This is a genomic window from Rhodococcus sp. FW305-130, from assembly GCF_058788335.1.
The window spans coordinates 189704-206693 of the sequence record NZ_JBYTAP010000008.1 but is presented as its reverse complement, the minus strand read 5'-3'; the positions used below and the strand labels follow the sequence as shown (position 1 = coordinate 206693).

The following is a 16990-nucleotide window of genomic DNA, read 5'->3' as shown; positions in this document are numbered from 1 at the left end:
CACATCGCGAACGGCAGCGCCGCAGCCCACGCGCGGGGACGTACTCCACGGAGGCCCTGTTCGCATCCCGTTCGCTGTACTTTTACGCGTTCGATACGCACAATTCACGTTGTGACCGCAGAGCTCGTAATCCTCCTGGTGGTAGTTGTCACCGCCCTCGCGTTCGATTTCACGAATGGTTTTCACGACACGGGTAACGCAATGGCCACCTCCATCGCGACCGGTGCACTCAAGCCCAAAGTTGCGGTCACACTTTCCGCGATCCTGAACCTGGTCGGTGCGTTCCTGTCCGTCGAGGTCGCCGCGACGGTAGCCAAAGGTGTCGTCAACCTCGGCGCGGTCAGTGGGCAGGATCTGCTGCTGATCGTGTTCGCCGGTCTTGTCGGCGGAATCATCTGGAACCTGGCGACCTGGCTTCTCGGATTGCCGTCGAGCTCCTCGCACGCGCTGTTCGGCGGATTGATCGGCGCCGCGATCGCCTCCATCGGTATGGGCGGAGTCGAGTGGGGCGGAGTGCTGACCAAGGTCGTCGTCCCCGCAATCCTCGCGCCGGTCGTCGCTGCTCTGGTCGCGGGCGTCGGCACCAAGCTCGTGTACCGCATCACCGCATCCGTCAAGGAAGACGAGCGCGAGCGCGGTTTCCGTTTCGGCCAGATCGGCACCGCCTCCCTGATCTCACTTGCACACGGCACCAATGACGCCCAGAAGACGATGGGCGTCATCTTTTTGGCCCTGGTCGCTCACGGCACCATCACCGCCGAGACCGAGATGCCGTTCTGGGTGAAGTTCACCTGTGCCGTCGCGATCGCCCTCGGCACCTACCTCGGCGGTTGGCGCATCATCCGCACCCTGGGCAAGGGTCTTGTCGAGATTGCCGCGCCGCAGGGTCTGGCAGCCGAAGCGTCGTCCGCCGCCATCATCCTCACGTCGAGCCACCTCGGACTCCCCCTCTCGACCACCCACGTCGCCACCGGCTCGATCCTCGGTACGGGTATCGGTCGCAAGGGCGCCGAGGTCCGTTGGGGTGTCGCCGGCCGGATGGCCGCAGCCTGGCTGATCACATTGCCGTCGGCTGCTGTCGTCGGAGCTATCTGCTGGGCTCTTGCGCATCTGGTCGGCGGACTCGCCGGCGTGCTCGTCGTCTTCGCCGCGCTCATCGCCTTCGCGATCTTCATGTACATACGCTCGCGTAAGGAACCCGTAGACGCGGCGAACGTCACCGCCGAATGGGACGAGAATTCAGATGCGGCAATTGCCGAGATCCCGGCAGCCGAACCCACGCCGTCCACCGAAGCCACCCGCAACTCCTGAAAGGGGCGCAAGAGAATGCATCTACTCACCGATACCCTCGATTCGCTCTGGCAGGTAGTGGCAGTAGGACTGCTCTTCGGAGCGGGACTGCCGGCGATCTTCGCATTCGGCCTCAAGTCGCTGAGCCTGCCGAATCCTGACGGCACCGAGGGACCGACCACCCTGGGTAAAATGGGTGCGTACCTCTGTTTTGCGATCGTGCTCGTCACGATCTTCGCCGGAATTCTGTTGTTGATGAAGAACTTCTTGGCCAGCACGTTCGGAATCCACGTCTTCTGAGTGGTCGTCGCGGCACACCACTGAAACCACCGAAACGAAAATGAGGCCGAGGATTTGAGCAAGTATTCATTGCGCAGCGTGCTCGACTGGCTACGCGCCGGGTACCCCGAGGGCATCCCGGACAAGGATCATTTCGCCCTGCTCGCGGTTCTCCGTCGACGTCTGACCGACGAGGAGATCGAGCAGGTCGTTTCGATGTCCATCGAGTCCGCGCACGAGGTACCGGACCGCCACGTCGACTACGACACGATTCGCGCCATCATCGAGGGGATCCTCAACGAGGAGCCGTCCGAGGACGACGTCGATCGTGTCACCGAAAGACTGCGCGCAGGTGGGTGGCCGGTCATCGAAGACGTGGACGCCGACAACGAAGTTCGAGATGTGAGCTGACGTCATGGCTCTTCCGCCCTTCCTCACGTCGATAGTCGGCTGGTTGCGGGCCGGCTATCCCAATGGCGTCCCCGAACAGGACTACATCCCGCTCTTCGCACTCCTCACCCGCAGACTCTCCGAGGCCGAGGTCGACGCCGTCGCCGACGCGTTGATCGAGGACGGCGATCTGCCCATCGAGAAGACCGACATCCAGGTCCTCATCACGAAGATCACCAACGAGATGCCTCTCGAAACCGATGTCGACCGCGTGCGAAGCCATCTGGCTGACGGTGGTTGGCCCCTTGCCGGGCCGGACATCCGGTGAACGTTCTTCGCACACTCGCGGTTCCGCAGGGCGAGGCGGCTTTCGAGGTATTGCCTGCCGTCGCGCAGATCCTGGGCGGCGAGCACGACGCCGTACTCCCCGTCCCGGCTGCCGACGCACGCGAGACGGCCCGACTGAGCGACGCTCTGCACCCCGATCAGCCCATCGACGACGGCGTCTCGCTGGTAGTCGCCACGTCGGGAACCACGGGAACACCGAAGGGCGCGATGCTCGGTGCTGATGCCCTGCGTGCCAGCGGCGACGCGACCCACGAACGCCTCGGCGGCACAGGATCCTGGTTGCTCGTTCTCCCTCCGCACCACATCGCCGGTATGCAGGTTCTGCTGCGCAGTGTTCTCGCCGGAACGCAACCGGTGATCGTCGACGTCAGTGCGGGTTTCGACCCGGCAGCGCTTCCGGGCGCCGTCGCCGCGATGAGCGGACCGCGCCGCTACACCTCCTTGGTGCCGACGCAGTTGGTCAAGGCGCTCGGTGATCGCGCCGCGGTCGAGGCGCTGGCGTCACTCGACGCGGTTCTGCTCGGCGGCGCTGCGACTCCCGCGCCGGTACTCGCGCAGGCCACCGAAGCGGGCATCACCGTCGTCCGCACCTACGGGATGAGTGAAACCTCCGGCGGTTGCGTCTACGACGGAATCCCGTTGTCCGGAGCGCAGATTCGTATCGACGACGGGCGAGTACTGCTGGGCGGACCGATGCTCGCGTCCGGGTACCGCGGGCTTCCCGACCACCCCGCTTTCGCCGAACCCGGTTGGTTCCGGACCGACGACGCCGGAGCGGTGGTCGACGGAGTCCTGCGCATCAGCGGCCGGTTGGACGAGGCAATCTCCACCGGCGGGCTGACCGTCGTACCGCAGGTGGTCGAGGCCGCGCTGGCCGATCACCCCGCCGTTCGCGAGTGCGCGGTGATCGGCGTCGAGGACCAGCGGCTGGGGCAGCGGGTGGTGGCCGTGGTCGTACCCGAGGGCGAAGCTCCCACGCTCGATGAACTACGCACACATGCTCAGCGGACACTCGACGTCACCGCGGCGCCGCGCGAGCTGTTCGTCGTGGACGCACTGCCGCTCCGGGGGCCGGGCAAGCTCGACCGCGCCGCCCTGGTGGCTCGGTTCAGCTAGCAGCCGCAGTCGCGAAGATCCGCCCATACCCACCGAAACACCTCGAACCCCGCGTCCCGGATAGCGTCCTCCCGCAGTTTCTCCCGCTCTACCGCCCTACCCGGATTGTCGCCTCGGTACTTGACCATCCCGTCGAACTCGCCCACCACACCGTGCTCTTTCCAGAAGAAGTCGAACCTTGCGATGAACCGGCCACCGTGACGGATCTCGTGCTGCAGGGTCGGCATCGGCCAACCGTCGTCGCGCATGCGTACCCGGCTGATGGACTCCCCCGGACTCTCGGCACCTGGTTCGATGAACGTCGCCGCCACTCGCGCACGACTCATGCCCAGCCTTCCGCGCGCATGATCGAGCGAAGCGTCGACGTCCTCACGCCTCATTCCGCGTCGCAGGGCGCAATCGCCGATCACCACGGCGTTCTCGAACGACGTCGTCCGTGCGAGGTCTACGAATGTTCGCGCAAGTGACGTGGTTGCGACGCCGTCGATCAGCACGACCTCCTCGGACGGGACCACTGCTGGATGAAGATGTAGGGTCTGACTCTTCCGCCCACCCGAGCATCGGCTACGCGTCAGATGCACGGTGTCCAATCGCAATCCGCCGCAATCCAATCCGTGCATGACCGCTGCCGAAGCGTGGCTCACGATCGCACCTGGACCACAGGTTTCAGCGGCCGCGAGGACCGCGCACCGGTGGCGTGCTCCAGCGTCGAGTTCGCGGAAGTGATCGGCGTGCATGTAGATCCCCGCTGCGATTCGGTGCAGCTCGCCGCGCCTGACCGCTCGCTGTAACTGCGCGTCGCTGGTGCCGTCCCGGTGAGCCTGCGCCCGCGTGAGAATTTCCATGCATCGAGCGTGACGCCATCGCGCCCGCACACCGGCAAGCAAGTTCCGTCTGGGGATTGTTTGCCGGTTGTGGAGCACCGACCTCGCGCGCTGTGCAAGTAACCGCAAGTTCCACGCAAGGTCCATGCAAGATCGATCTGCCAAGCTTCATCCCATGAACCACACAGCTTCGCCCCTTGCCATCGAGGCCGACGGACTCGTCAAGAAGTTCGGCGAGCACCGCGCGGTCGACGGCGTCAGCCTCACCGTCCCCACCGGCTCGGTGTTCGGCGTCCTCGGGCCGAACGGCGCCGGCAAGACCACCACCGTCCGCATGCTCGCCACTCTCCTTCGCCCCGACGGCGGTGAGGCGCGCATCTTCGGTCACGACGTCAGCCGTGAACCCACCGCGGTCCGCTCCCTGATCGGCGTCACCGGGCAGTACGCCTCCGTCGACGAGGATCTGACCGCGACCGAGAACCTTGTGATCTTCTCCCGGTTGCTCGGCCTGAGCCGCCGCGATGCGCGCACCAAGTCCCTCGAACTCCTCGAGGAGTTCGACCTGGTCGAGGCCGCAACCAAACCGCTGAAGAACTTCTCCGGCGGTATGCGTCGGCGCCTGGATCTGGCGGCCAGCCTGATCGCCCGCCCGCCGCTGCTGTTCCTCGACGAACCCACCACCGGCCTGGATCCGCGCACCCGCGCCCAGATGTGGGTGACCATCCGGCGACTCGTCGCCGAGGGCTCGACGGTGTTGCTCACCACGCAGTACCTCGACGAGGCCGATCAGTTGGCCGATCGCATCGCGGTGATCGACCGCGGTCGCGTGATCGCCAACGGCACCGCCGACGAACTCAAGGCTTCGGTCGGGATCTCCTCCCTCCAGCTCAAGTTGGTCGACCGTGACCGAACCGAGGAAGCTCGCTCGCTCATCGCGGCTGCGCTGAGCGTCGAGGTGGGTGTCACCCCCGAAGTCGGGCGGATCACCGCACCACTGAGCGACCCGTCGATCACTGCGGACCTGTTGATCCGTCTGCGTGAGCAAGGAATTGCCGTCGACGAGATCAACGTACAGAAACCCAGCCTGGACGAAGTGTTCCTGACCATTACCGGGCACCAGCCCGAAGACGGTGGACGCAACGACGCCCAGTCCGACAACGACTCCGATCGGAGCGTCGCATGACAACCACCCTCACAAAACCCCGGTCGCCGATAGCCCAGCCGGATGCCGCACCCCGCCGCATCAGCCTGCAGCAGAGCTTCGCGAACACGTTCACGATGGCGTACCGCGGAATTCTCAAGATCAAGCACAACCCCGAGCAACTGTTCGACGTCGTCATCCAGCCGATCATCTTCACGTTGATGTTCACGTACATCTTCGGCGGCGCGATCGCCGGTGACGTGACGGCATATCTGCCGACGATCATCCCCGGCATCCTCGTCCAGACCGTCATCACCGGTTCCATCGTCACGGGCACTCAGCTTCGTGAGGACATGGACAAGGGCGTGTTCGACCGCTTCAAATCCCTTCCCATCGCTCGTATCGCCCCGCTGTCCGGCGCATTGCTCGCCGACGTCGTGCGCTACGGCATCGCAACGACCATCACGTTCATCGTCGGTTTCGCGATGGGATACCGCCCCGCAGGCGGCGTGGTCGGCATTCTGTCTGCCGCGATCCTGGTCATGGTGTGCGCGTTCTCCATCAGCTGGATCTTCGCTCTCATGGGAGTGCTGATGAACAAAGCGTCCACGGTGCAGGGTGTTTCGATGCTCGTGCTGTTCCCGCTGACGTTCCTGTCGAATGCGTTCGTCGATCCTGCCACCATGCCGAGTTGGCTTCAGAAGTTCGTGAACGTCAATCCGGTCTCACACTTGGTGACCGCGGTTCGCGAGCTGGCCAACGACGGTCACTTCGGTATCCACGTCGTGTGGTCGTTGGTCGGCGCCGCGGTGATCGTTGCCGTCATGGCGCCCCTGACCGTCCGGATGTACATGCGCAAGACATAAGTCCCGCAACATCGTCCAGCTCTAATCCAGCACCGGTCCGCGAAGCGCAGCCAACACTGCTTCGCGGACCGCTCTGCGTGAGTAGCCCGACACCTTCTCGGTTTCCACAGACCACCTGTCGACTCCCACCACACCGACAGCGAAGTCGGAGAGACGCGCATGGTGGAGCGAGACGAAGTCCTGTCTCCCTGGCATTTTCAACGACAGAGCCATCAGTTCGACCCCTCGATCGATGTTGCCCGTGACAAGATCGAACGACCCGATCGCCGACGCCAAGGAACCCGCGAGCGGCAGGTCCGCATAACCCTTGGGATCGAACTTGAGAGCACTCGAATCCTTCATCTGCAGAACACGACTTGCCACGAGTTCATGTCGGCCGTGAACGACGTGAGCACACACGGCCGCAGCACCGAGCAGAACGACGAAGGGATCACCGAAGATGTTCTCGATCGCAGAGCCCAACAACTCCAGTGCTTCTCGATACCTGGCCAACCCTTCTTCTACTCGGCCGTCCGCGAGATCCGCCTCGGCGATGCTCGCCATCAGCGCCGCGCGCCGTTGATCGGTTTCGATGGCACCGGTCCCACCCGAGTGGGCCAAGGCCGGACGTGCCCGATCGAGAAGTGTTCGCCCGCCGGCGGTGTCACCGGATGCGATCATTGCTCCGGCTTGAAAGCAGATGAGCTGCATCGCCTCGTCACGTGCACCGAGGCGTTCCATCGACGCCGCCGCAATCGCGTAGAACTCGATGGCCTCGCCATATCGCGCGGATTGGCTGTGGACCGACCCGACATGCTGGGCCGCCATCGCCAGGCCCCACTCGTCACCGGCATTGGTCGCGTAGTCGAACAACGCTTCCCCGTCCAGCAATGCGCCCCGCAGATCCCCGATGTTCTCGCGCATATTCGAACGCGCGGACAGCGCAGCCATTCGGGTCTCGGGGTCGGAACTGCGAACCCCTTCCGCAACCAAACGCGCAAGTCTGTGGTTGGCGATCCCACTCGTGGTCAGCTTGATCAGAAATGCGAACAACGGACCGAGATCATCGCGCTCACGCAACAGCTTTCGAAGACGAACCCGCGCGCGGGCATGGTTTCGATCGGTCTCCGCGAAAAACAGATGCATCGCAACCAGAATGAACGTCGCGCCCACCAATTCTGCATTTACATCGCGTAGATCGTTGTCCGCGGTCGCCCCGACGATCTTCGACGCCCAGTTCGAGACTTCCGAATTCGATCCTCGTACGGCCCACAGAATCGCGAGGACGGGAAAGACGTTGGCTACGGTGACCGCGTCGCCGCGCTCCACGGCCCAGCGAAGAACCGCGAGAAGGTTGTCGTGCTCGGCGTCGAGGTCGGCAATCAGGCGCAGCTGATCCGTGCGTGCACGCACGACGGCGTCCTCGGCGATCGCGATTGCCCAGTCATCCAGGCGCCAGATGACTTCCGGCCCCTCTCCGGACGCGGCGAGTCGCTCCTCGCCGTATTCACGGACCGTCTCGAGCATGTAGTACCGAAGCTCACCCTGCCCGTCGCTGACGGAAAGAAGTGACTGATTGACCAGCGCTTCGACGGCGCCGGCCACATCGGTCAACTCGCCCCACCCGGCAACGGCCTGCGCCGAGGAGAGCGTGAAACCTGCCGGGAATCGGCACAACCGACGCAGCGCAATCTGATCACCGCTGCCCAACAGATTCCAGCTCCAGTCGATCACCGCGTGCAGAGTTCGATGCCGATCTGGAGACGTCGGATCATCGGAGCGCAACAATGCGAACCGATCTCGCAGTCTCGAACCGATTTCGTCGACGCTCATCGTCCGGACCCGGGCAGCCGCGAGTTCGATCGCCAACGGGAGTCCGTCGAGCGTCGTACACAGCTTGACGACCGCGTCGACGTCCAGATGAACGGACGGCCGCACCGCACGGGCTCTCGCCGAGAAGAGTTCGACTGCCGAGCCAGTTCCGTCGTCGATCGCCAACGGCGGCAACGGGTACACCGCCTCGGCACTGATCATGAGCGGCGAACGACTGGTGGTCAGTACCGTCAGCTGACGACCGGCCGCGATCATCTCGGCCACTATCTCCGAACACGCGCCGATCACGTGCTCGCAATTGTCGAGGATGAGCAACATCGGACCGGCGGACAACGCCTCTTTGAGTCGCTCTCGCGCCGAATGCGTCCGGCCGACGGTCAATTTGCCTGGCGCCAGATCGGATTCGCTGATTCCGAGGGTGCCGCCGATGGCCGCGATGACATCTTCACTGCTGCGCAACGACGCCAACTCCACGAGTACCACCGCGACGCCAGGCTGGTTCACGGATCCGCGCAGACCCAATTCGTGTGCGAGACGGGTTTTTCCGGCGCCACCAGGTCCGAGAATGGTGACCACACGTGAGCGAACCAGCAAGGATTCGATCTGGTCGATGTCGCTGTCGCGACCGAGCAAGGTGTTGGGGGCAGCGCGTAGACCGATCGCCCGCGCAGCTCGCGGTGTTGCCGCAGGTGCCCCGAGAAGTTCCGCGTTCAGAGCCACCAGTGCGGGTGACGGATCAGCGCCCAGGCGATTGGCGAGGTGGTTGCGGAACTCCGCGAATACTTCGAGTGCCTCGTTGACTCGGCCGGCTCCGGCGAGCGCACGCATCAACGCTTCGGCCGCTGTGTCGTCGAACGGGCTCGACAGATGGCGTCCGCGCACCAGTGGAATGGCGGCCGCGTACTCCCCCAACGTGAGCAACGCGTCGATCTGCGCGGACTCCAGTTCGTCGTACACGCGGCCTGCGTCGAGCGCCAGACGATCTGCGACGTCGCCGACCACGTCGCTCCCGGGGGTACCGCGCCACAGGCGCAGCGCCGCGGTCGTGAGGGCGAGTGCCTCGGACGCGTCGGCGCCGCCGGCGCGCAGACGACGGGCGGCGTCCGCTGCCCGGGCCAGGTCGACACGCTCCCGAGCGAGAGTGAGCCGGTATCCGGCCGCCGTGACTTCGAGCGACCCGTCCGGAAGTGCAGATCGCAGGCGCGAGACCTGAGTGTGGAGGGCGTTCATCGGTGAGCGCGGCGGCTCCAGCCCCCAGACGTCGTCGATCAGGCTCTGCGCGGTACGTGGCTCACCCGGATTGCGAGCCAGCGCAACCAGCAGAGTTCGAGCTCGCGGACCCGGCAACGGAACCAGACGATCGCCCACTTTGGTCGAAATGGGTCCGAGCAAGGCAATGTCTGCCGGGTCTTCGCCCGACTGCGCGTACCTGGCGCGCTCACTCACGTCTCGAGTCATGTGCTGATCCACCGCGTTCGATCGTATTGCACAGTGCAAAGATCGTTGTATGGCAACAGCTGCTCAATGGATCGAAGGCGCGAGGCCGCGCACACTCCCGAACGCGATTGCGCCCGTGCTGGTCGGCACCGGAGCCGCGGCGTCCCTGGACCTCGCAGTGTGGTGGAAGGCGCTCCTGGCACTGATCGTCTCCTTGGCCTTGATCGTCGGGGTGAATTTCGCGAACGACTACTCCGACGGAATCCGCGGAACGGACGACGACCGCGTCGGGCCACTGCGCTTGGTCGGATCGAAGTTGGTCAGTCCCGGAGCTGTGAAGGCCGCAGCGATCAGCTGCTTCACCGTTGCCGCGGTAGCCGGGTTCGTTCTGGCGGCGACCACAGCCTGGTGGCTGGTTGCGGTCGGCGTGTTCTGCATCATCGGCGCCTGGTTCTACACCGGCGGCAAGAAGCCGTACGGATACAGCGGGTTCGGCGAGATCGCCGTGTTCATCTTCTTCGGGCTGATCGCAGTGCTGGGAACTCAATTCGTACAGGCCGAACGGGTGGATCTGGCCGGGCTGGCCGGCGCGATCGCCATCGGCTCGTTCTCGAGCGCGGTGCTCGTTGCCAACAATCTTCGAGACATCCCGACCGACACCGAGTCCGGAAAGATCACTCTCGCAGTCCGGCTCGGCGACGCGAAGACCCGCACGCTGCACGTGATCCTGCTGGCCGTCCCGTTCGTCGCGACCCTGCTGCTGATCCTGCGTACTCCGTGGGCCCTGCTCGGATTGTTGGCGTTGCCTCTGGCAATCCGAGCCAACGCCCCACTGCGTTCAGGCGGTCAGGGTATGGCCCTGATTCCCGCGTTGCGCGACACCGGACTCGCCATGCTCGTCTGGGGTGCCGCGACCGCAGTTGCGCTCAGTCTCGCCTGAACGTCGACGTACTCAACGATTGTCGGGGACGAACGCGCTGAGCAGAAAGTTCACGATCGAGATGATCAGCGCGCCCCAGACTGCCGTCCAGAAGCCGTCGACCGTCAAGCCGTAGGACGTACCGGACGAGATCCACGCCGTCAGCATCAGCATCAGGGCGTTGATCACCAGAGTGAACAGTCCGAGGGTCAGGATGAGCAGCGGTAGCGAGAGAAGCTGCACTACCGGCTTGATGAAGGCGTTGACCACCGTGAAGATCAAAGCGATCACCGCGATCACGAGAACCGTGCCCCAGGTGCCGTTGTCGTGGTTGGCGATCGTGATGCCGGTGACCCACGCCGACGCCAGCCAGATGGCTATGCCGTTGATGATGAGACGTGCCAGAAATGTCATGTCTGAATGCTGGCACATCCCGCCCCGTGCATGCGGAGCCGTGCCGAATCTAGGCGGCGCGATTCATCTTCGCTTCCAAGCGCTCACGGATCACCGACATCGTGACCTGCGTTTCGAGGGCCTGACGGGTAGGCCCGTCGGCGACACGCAGGATGCCGAGCAGGATGTGTTCGGCACCGATTCGATTGTCCTTGTGCGCGAGCGCTTCACGAAGCGAGAGTTCCAACACCTTCTTGGAGTCCTTCTCGAATCGTGAACGAGGGAACCCAAATCGACTCTTGCGAGAAGTGTCGACGCCGTCCGGCACAGGAGTCTCGTCCAGCACACCTTCACCGAAGGACTGCTCGAGACTCTCCCGAACCGCATCGAGATCGATGCCGATCGACTTGAGTATCTCGGCGTCGTCGTCGAAATTGTTCGAGCTACCTTCGTTCGATCCGGCGCCGGCGTGGTGGATCACGTCGAGGGAGACACCGGACTCGGTGAGCACCTCGGTGGCGATGCCCCGATCAGAGGTGAGCAGCGCGGTCAGAAGTTCCATCGGCGTGACCGGACCGGATCCGGCGACAGCATCGACAACGACGCCACGAGCCTGTGCGGAGAACCTTTCGAACATGGCAATTACCTGCCCTTCTCGCGCAGTGAACGCAGCATCGATTCCGACTGCGCGGACGCGTATTTCTTGTGGACGGCTTGACGGCTGACCTCGAGAGCTTCCGCGATCGCCTGCCAGGACCATCCGTGGCGGCGCGCATTGGCGACCTGAATGGCCTCGAGTTTTTCGAGTAGACGACGCAGCGCTCGAACAGCACGCAATCCCTCGGTGGGATCCGGGCTACCGGCGGCAGCAGCGAGAGAGGTTGCTTCGGTCATGTTGTCAATTTAGGTTGACAACCGGAATTTGTCAACCAAAATTGACAGGCGCGCCTAGTACCCGGCGACGGCCCCGTCCACTGCCACCTGCAAGTCGGCCTGCACAGTTCGGGCGATATCCATCGGCTTGTCCGGAAGTTCGGTCACCGGCATTCCGACAAAGACACTCGCAGCCTTGACGTCGCCGGCCACCGGACCGTAATTGATGCCGATCGACACCAGGGCCGGTGAGCATCCCAACTTCTCGGCGCGCGCGACGATGTGGCCGATTCCGCTGTTGACGTGCTGCAGCCGCGTCGGATCTTCGGTGTTGCACGTCCCTTCCGGGAAAATCGCCAGACAATCCCCGTTGCCCAGCCGCTCGGCCGCGACGTCCATCATCACTCGGCCGGCATCCGAAACTGCACGGAGGCCGTAGTTCTTGCTGCGAAAAACCGGGATGCTGCCCATCATGTCGACCTTCTTGCGCTGTGAAGGATCAACGAAGAGTTCGTCTTTGGCGAGGACCCGGGTCCGTCCGATCACTCGACGCAACGGAGTACGCCACGCGGTCGCCGCGAGCGTGAACTGGTCGCTCTCGGTCAGATGATTGACTGCCACGACCAACTGCGTCTTTCGTTCCAGCAGAGTCTTCAGCGCCGCTTCCGCACCCGGCGCGTACCTCACTCGCGGGCGGTACTTCAGCGCCAATGCGGCATAGGCGAGCTTCGCCACAAATCGGTTCTGCTGATGACTGCGGTAGTACTCGTACACAGCCTCGTAATTGTCGAGTGAAACTTCAGGATTGCCCATGATCCGCCCTCGCTGGAGAAGTGCCCCTTGACCAAACGATACACAACCTACGGTTGCGTAGGTTTGCGTTACAGAAGGCGTAGCGCTGGGAGAAACTCCGCTCTCGAGGTAAAACGGTTTCTGTGATCCGCTCGGCCATATCCACCGACCTACCCGCACTGCAACAGATCGAGATCGCCGCGGGCGAACCGTTCCGAGACATCGGGATGGACGCCATCGCAGACGATCCACCGCCGACGCTCGACGAGTTGAACGATTTTCTCGCAGCCGAGCACATCTGGGTTCAGACCGACGCGAACGACGTACCCGTTGCGTACGCGCTCGTCGAGATCGTGGACGGCGGTGCACATATCGAACAGGTCTCCGTTCACCCCGATCATGCCCGCAAAGGCCTCGGAGCTCAGCTGATCGACGCCGTCACCGAATGGGCGGCGGACCATCACCACGATCTCGTGACTCTGACGACGTTCGTCGACGTTCCGTGGAACGCGCCGTACTACGAGCGACTCGGGTTCGTGCGCCTGGCCGAGAACACGCTCTCTCCCGGCCTGATACGCATCAGAACGGACGAGCAGTCGTCCGGGCTGGACGCCTGGCCGCGGGTGACGATGAGCCGCCCGTCACACGGTCCGTCGCCGGCGATTCAGGAACTGGCGGTCCACGCACCGGAACGGACGAACTCGTCCAACACTGCCGTCGGACCGAGCAGGTCGATCCCTTCGGACGCCACCCATTCGTCGTTGTAGTACGTGCCCGAGTAACGCTCTCCGCCGTCGCACAGCAGCGTGACGACGCTGCCGCTGCGCCCGGCTGCCATCATCTCGGCAATCAACGCAAAAGCTCCCCACAGGTTCGTCCCCGTCGAGCCACCTACTTTGCGCCCCAGGGCTGCGCTGGCGTGCCGGGCGGCCGCGATCGAGCCTGCGTCCGGCACCTTGATCATTCGGTCGACCACCTGACCGACAAACGACGGTTCGACGCGCGGACGGCCGATGCCCTCGATCCGGGAACCCCGTGTACCGACGATCGACGGATCGCTCGCTCGCCACGCGTCGAAGAACACGGAGTGCTCCGGATCTACCACGCACAGCCCCGTGTCGAATTTCCGATAGCGAAGAAAGCGGCCGATCGTGGCGCCGGTTCCGCCCGTCCCGGCTCCGACGACCACCCAGTCGGGAATCGGATGTTCCTCGTGCTCGAGCTGAGTGAAGATCGATTCGGCGATGTTGTTGTTTCCACGCCAGTCCGTCGCGCGCTCGGCGTGGGTGAACTGGTCCATGTAGTGACCGTTCAACTCACTCGCGAGCCGATGCGATTCCGAGTAGATCGAGGACGGATCGCTCACGAAATGACAATGTCCGCCCTGCGCCTCGATCAGTGCGATCTTGGCGGGACTCGTGCTCGCGGGCATCACCGCGACAAAATCCAGGCCGAGCAACTTCGCGAAATACGCCTCGCTGACAGCCGTCGAACCGGACGACGCTTCGATGACGGTGGTCTCTTCGGTAACCCAGCCGTTGCAGATCGCGTAGAGGAAAAGCGACCGTGCGAGTCGATGCTTGAGACTCCCCGTGATGTGGGTCGACTCGTCCTTCAGATAGAGCTGGACGGTCCAGTTACTCGGCAGCGGATAGCGCAGTAGGTGAGTGTCCGCGCTGCGTTGCGCGTCGGCTTCGATCAGCCGCACCGCGTTGTCGACCCACTGGCGCGAGGTCCGACGGTCGACGTCGAGCGACTCCGTGGTCACCGCCCGTCTCCGCGCAGCTTGGAGCGAAGATCGTCACGATCGGACCGACGCTGGGCGTCGACCGCCGCGATGCCCGCATTGACACGCTTGCGCAGTTTCGCGAAGAGCAGCAGCGACAGCGGCAGCGCGATCAGAACTGCGAACAGTGCCGCGACGATCAGGGGAACGTCGGTGCCGGCGAGCTTTCCACCACCGATGATGACGGCACCGATCACGACGACAAGCAGCAGCCGAGCGACCGAGTACAGCACCACGTCGCGGGCTAGTTGACCCTTGGTCACCGGCCCGGCAGCCGACTTTGCTTGCCCAGAGTTTGCGGAGGGTTTACTCGCCTTGACCGGCTCAGAAGGAACATTTTCGGGGTTTTCAGACAACTGACTCACCCTCTCAGGTTACCCATTCCGAATACGGGTGGGACTGAGCCCGCTATATCCATTTTGTCCTTTACTTAAACATTACTTTATCTTGAAAGATCGACTACCCGGCTATATCTGTGCAAACATTGCGCTACCACTCAGAAAACGGTCGAATGTGAGCGAAGGACTTCGAAACAAACTCGACGCAGGTTTTTGGCAACTGGTCGACACAACGGTTCGGAACCAAAGTTCGGAATCACTGCTCGGTTCGGAATCACTGTTCGTCAAACGTTCGACATCAACATGGAGGACCTCACAATGAGCGCACCAACCTTCAATACCGCCGCAGACGCACTCATGACGCCCGGACAGGTAGCGGCATTGTTTCATGTCGATCCCAAGACCGTGACCCGCTGGGCACACGCAGGACGACTGGGCTCGCTTCGCACACCAGGAGGACATCGTCGATTCCGTGAGACCGAGGTCATGCAGCTTCTGCGCTCGCTGACCACCGAAGCGGACAACAACTGAGCAACTTCAGCTCACGTCGAAGTACTTGTAGTACCCGACAGATCTTGCAGTACCCGACAGATACAGCACTAGCGCACTGAGCCGAAACGCTTGTCCGCACCACTTCTGGTGAAGCGGGCCGGAGACTGAGTAGGCTCGACTTCAGTTCCCTGAGGAGGTGCGCCGTGTTGTATCTGTTGGCGTTGGTGGGTTTGGTGACATTGATCGTTCTGATGTGGAAGGCGTTCGGGCCCGATCCGTCGACGCGTGCTCCGGTGAGCGGCGTACGTGGGCCGGACGACGATCCCGAATTCCTGTGGAATGTGAACCAGCAAACACGACGCAAGCGCACGGAAGGGCCGGACGTACCGCCGACTGACACGTCGACGTAGCGTCCGGGCTCACCCGGCTATCCGATTACCGCCCCGGCAACGCGAACGGGGAGGCCGGAAAGTCCTGCGCAACCACCGCAGCCAACTCCAGCACCGCTTCCCGAGTACCTGGACGCAGCCGGTCCAGATCGATTTCGGCGCCCTCTTCCAAATGCGGATCGAACGGAATCAGTCTCACCGCTCGACAGCGCTGCTCGAAATGCTCGACGACCCGGGGCAGATCAACCTTGCCCGAGCGAGGCCGTACCGCGTTGATGACGGCTACGGACGTGGCGACCAGCCTGCTGTAACCGTGAGCGTCGAGCCAATCAAGTGTCGCGGAGGCGCTACGTGCACCGTCGACGGATCCGGAACTGACGACGATCAACGAATCTGCACCTTCGAGAATGGCCTGCATCGCCGAGTGCATCAATCCGGTGCCGCAGTCGGTCAGAACTATGCTGTAGAACTTCTCGAGCATGTCGACCGTGCGCGTGTAGTCCCCGCCGCTGAAGGCTTCTGAAACTGCTGGATCGCTGTCGGAGGCAAGCACTTCGAGACGGTGGCGATTCTGCGATGTGTAGCCACGGACGTCGCTGTACTTCTCGATGCTGTTCTCGTCGCGCAGCAGGTTTCGCACTGTTGCCGGAGTTTCGAGCGGGATCTTCTGGCTCAGCGTTCCCCGGTCGGGGTTTGCATCGACAGCGACGACGCGATCGCCGCGGATCGAGCCGAACATCGACCCCAGTGTCGCAGTGGTCGTGGTTTTTCCGACGCCACCTTTGAGACTGAGCACCGCAACCTTGTAGCAGCCCTGCAGCGGCTGGTTGATCTGGCGCGTCAACTCGACGAGGTGCTGCTCCTTTGCACCGTTTCCGAGGTTCACCGATCGGCCGGACAACGTGTACAGCGCCTTGCGCCAGCCACCCACCGGGGCAGGCCGGACAGGCCGCTTGACGAGGAGCGCAGCCGAGAGATCTTGCGCAGTCATCGGGAGAGCCGACTCGAAGCGACTGTCCGGAGCCGAGTTGAATCCGGTCTGCGGCATCGGAGCGCGAGTAGGTGGCGCTGTCGGCGGGGCCATCGGCATGGCCTGACCATTCTGGAGGGCGTGGCCGTTCTGCACCGGCGCAGCGCCGGGGTGCCCGAACTGCCGAATCACGGGATTTGGCGGATGCACGCCGGGCGCAAAAGGCGCCTGCGGGTGCTGGAGCGGTCTCGCGGATCCATGCGCGGTCGGACTGGGCTGCGAATTCTGGACAGGCAGCGGATTCTGGACAGGCAGCGAATTCTGGACAGGCTGCGAATTCTGGACAGGCTGCGGAGCGCCAGTTCGCGAATCCGGAACCGACCCTGCACGATTCGTAGGTTCGTAGGTCTGCATCGGCATCGCGGGCGAGGTCGAGAACTGGCCGTTGATCGGGCCGGGCTGTGCTGCCGGATACTGGATGACCGGAGTCTTGGGACCTGGTACCGGCGCCGCCGGAGCCGCTGGGGTCGTCGCC

At 63.5% G+C, this 16990-nt stretch carries 20 protein-coding genes; 11 read left to right on the top strand and 9 right to left on the bottom strand.

All coding sequences use genetic code 11. The features are described from left to right. Positions 1-111: 111 nt before the first annotated feature. From AC3WQS_RS24580 to menE, 5 genes are read left to right on the top strand one after another with little or no spacing between them, the layout of a single operon-like run. Positions 112-1311, top strand: a complete 1200-nt coding sequence (locus AC3WQS_RS24580) for an inorganic phosphate transporter (RefSeq protein ID WP_019744333.1) — start codon at positions 112-114, stop codon at positions 1309-1311. Positions 1312-1326: 15 nt separating this feature from the next. Beyond that, positions 1327-1590, top strand: a complete 264-nt coding sequence (locus tag AC3WQS_RS24575) for a membrane protein (RefSeq protein ID WP_019744334.1) — start codon at positions 1327-1329, stop codon at positions 1588-1590. Positions 1591-1644: 54 nt separating this feature from the next. Beyond that, positions 1645-1980 (top strand): DUF3349 domain-containing protein, encoded by a 336-nt coding sequence (locus tag AC3WQS_RS24570; protein ID WP_019744335.1) that lies wholly within the window; start codon positions 1645-1647, stop codon positions 1978-1980. A 4-nt stretch (positions 1981-1984) separates the two neighbouring features. Continuing rightward, positions 1985-2287, top strand: a complete 303-nt coding sequence (locus AC3WQS_RS24565) for a DUF3349 domain-containing protein (RefSeq protein ID WP_019744336.1) — start codon at positions 1985-1987, stop codon at positions 2285-2287. Continuing rightward, positions 2284-3423 carry an o-succinylbenzoate--CoA ligase gene (menE, locus tag AC3WQS_RS24560; protein ID WP_041814793.1) on the top strand — a complete coding sequence of 380 codons (1140 nt, stop codon included), beginning with the start codon at positions 2284-2286 and terminating at the stop codon, positions 3421-3423. Before AC3WQS_RS24565 ends, menE begins: the two co-directional genes overlap by 4 nt. Here menE and AC3WQS_RS24555 read toward each other — a convergent pair. Continuing rightward, a complete protein-coding gene (locus AC3WQS_RS24555) occupies positions 3420-4268 on the bottom strand; it encodes a hypothetical protein (RefSeq protein ID WP_492712417.1) in 849 nt (282 codons plus the stop codon). The genes menE and AC3WQS_RS24555 overlap by 4 nt on opposite strands. Before the next feature lie 154 nt (positions 4269-4422). Between AC3WQS_RS24555 and AC3WQS_RS24550 the strand changes: the two genes are divergently transcribed. Together AC3WQS_RS24550 and AC3WQS_RS24545 are read left to right on the top strand one after the other, a co-directional pair. Next, a complete protein-coding gene (locus AC3WQS_RS24550) occupies positions 4423-5430 on the top strand; it encodes a daunorubicin resistance protein DrrA family ABC transporter ATP-binding protein (protein WP_003941960.1) in 1008 nt (335 codons plus the stop codon). Beyond that, on the top strand, positions 5427-6254 hold the full coding sequence (locus AC3WQS_RS24545) for an ABC transporter permease (protein WP_003941848.1): 828 nt from the start codon (positions 5427-5429) through the stop codon (positions 6252-6254). Before AC3WQS_RS24550 ends, AC3WQS_RS24545 begins: the two co-directional genes overlap by 4 nt. A 21-nt stretch (positions 6255-6275) precedes the next feature. On the opposite strand, the gene AC3WQS_RS24540 is transcribed toward AC3WQS_RS24545, so the two are convergent. Next, positions 6276-9524 carry an AfsR/SARP family transcriptional regulator gene (locus AC3WQS_RS24540; protein ID WP_492712416.1) on the bottom strand — a complete coding sequence of 1083 codons (3249 nt, stop codon included), beginning with the start codon at positions 9522-9524 and terminating at the stop codon, positions 6276-6278. Positions 9525-9573: 49 nt separating this feature from the next. Here AC3WQS_RS24540 and AC3WQS_RS24535 point away from each other — a divergent pair, with 49 nt between their 5' ends. Next, positions 9574-10443: a 1,4-dihydroxy-2-naphthoate polyprenyltransferase gene (locus AC3WQS_RS24535; RefSeq protein ID WP_019744341.1), complete on the top strand. Its 870-nt coding sequence runs from the start codon at positions 9574-9576 to the stop codon at positions 10441-10443. Positions 10444-10455: 12 nt separating this feature from the next. On the opposite strand, the gene AC3WQS_RS24530 is transcribed toward AC3WQS_RS24535, so the two are convergent. Genes AC3WQS_RS24530 through AC3WQS_RS24515 form a run of 4 tightly spaced genes read right to left on the bottom strand, consistent with a single transcriptional unit; the run spans position 10456 to position 12501 of the window. Then, on the bottom strand, positions 10456-10836 hold the full coding sequence (locus AC3WQS_RS24530) for a phage holin family protein (protein ID WP_003941998.1): 381 nt from the start codon (positions 10834-10836) through the stop codon (positions 10456-10458). A gap of 49 nt (positions 10837-10885) precedes the next feature. Then, positions 10886-11452, bottom strand: coding sequence for a Clp protease N-terminal domain-containing protein (locus tag AC3WQS_RS24525; RefSeq protein ID WP_020906798.1), 567 nt, complete (start codon positions 11450-11452; stop codon positions 10886-10888). 5 nt (positions 11453-11457) lie between these two features. Next, positions 11458-11709, bottom strand: coding sequence for a helix-turn-helix domain-containing protein (locus tag AC3WQS_RS24520; RefSeq protein WP_003941869.1), 252 nt, complete (start codon positions 11707-11709; stop codon positions 11458-11460). Between the two features lie 54 nt (positions 11710-11763). Continuing rightward, entirely contained in the window at positions 11764-12501 is a 738-nt protein-coding gene (locus AC3WQS_RS24515; RefSeq protein WP_007728504.1) for a lysophospholipid acyltransferase family protein, read from the bottom strand. 122 nt (positions 12502-12623) lie between these two features. Between AC3WQS_RS24515 and AC3WQS_RS24510 the strand changes: the two genes are divergently transcribed. After that, on the top strand, positions 12624-13247 hold the full coding sequence (locus tag AC3WQS_RS24510; protein WP_283384610.1) for a GNAT family N-acetyltransferase: 624 nt from the start codon (positions 12624-12626) through the stop codon (positions 13245-13247). Here AC3WQS_RS24510 and cds1 read toward each other — a convergent pair. Both cds1 and AC3WQS_RS24500 read right to left on the bottom strand, forming a co-directional pair. Further along, on the bottom strand, positions 13145-14248 hold the full coding sequence (cds1, locus tag AC3WQS_RS24505) for an L-cysteine desulfhydrase Cds1 (RefSeq protein ID WP_492712414.1): 1104 nt from the start codon (positions 14246-14248) through the stop codon (positions 13145-13147). The genes AC3WQS_RS24510 and cds1 overlap by 103 nt on opposite strands. Next, a complete protein-coding gene (locus AC3WQS_RS24500; RefSeq protein ID WP_019744347.1) occupies positions 14245-14631 on the bottom strand; it encodes a DUF4229 domain-containing protein in 387 nt (128 codons plus the stop codon). The genes cds1 and AC3WQS_RS24500 overlap by 4 nt, the downstream gene beginning before the upstream one ends. Before the next feature lie 291 nt (positions 14632-14922). On the opposite strand from AC3WQS_RS24500, the gene AC3WQS_RS24495 reads away from it, so the two are divergent. Together AC3WQS_RS24495 and AC3WQS_RS24490 are read left to right on the top strand one after the other, a co-directional pair. Further along, the gene (locus AC3WQS_RS24495) at positions 14923-15135 is read left to right on the top strand and encodes a BldC family transcriptional regulator (RefSeq protein WP_003942029.1); all 213 of its coding nucleotides are present in this window, start codon (positions 14923-14925) and stop codon (positions 15133-15135) included. Positions 15136-15299: 164 nt separating this feature from the next. After that, complete coding sequence (locus AC3WQS_RS24490; RefSeq protein ID WP_060939066.1) at positions 15300-15506, top strand: hypothetical protein; 207 nt, start codon at positions 15300-15302, stop codon at positions 15504-15506. Between the two features lie 25 nt (positions 15507-15531). On the opposite strand, the gene AC3WQS_RS24485 is transcribed toward AC3WQS_RS24490, so the two are convergent. Next, complete coding sequence (locus tag AC3WQS_RS24485; protein ID WP_492712454.1) at positions 15532-16875, bottom strand: MinD/ParA family ATP-binding protein; 1344 nt, start codon at positions 16873-16875, stop codon at positions 15532-15534. Positions 16876-16990: the final 115 nt, after the last annotated feature.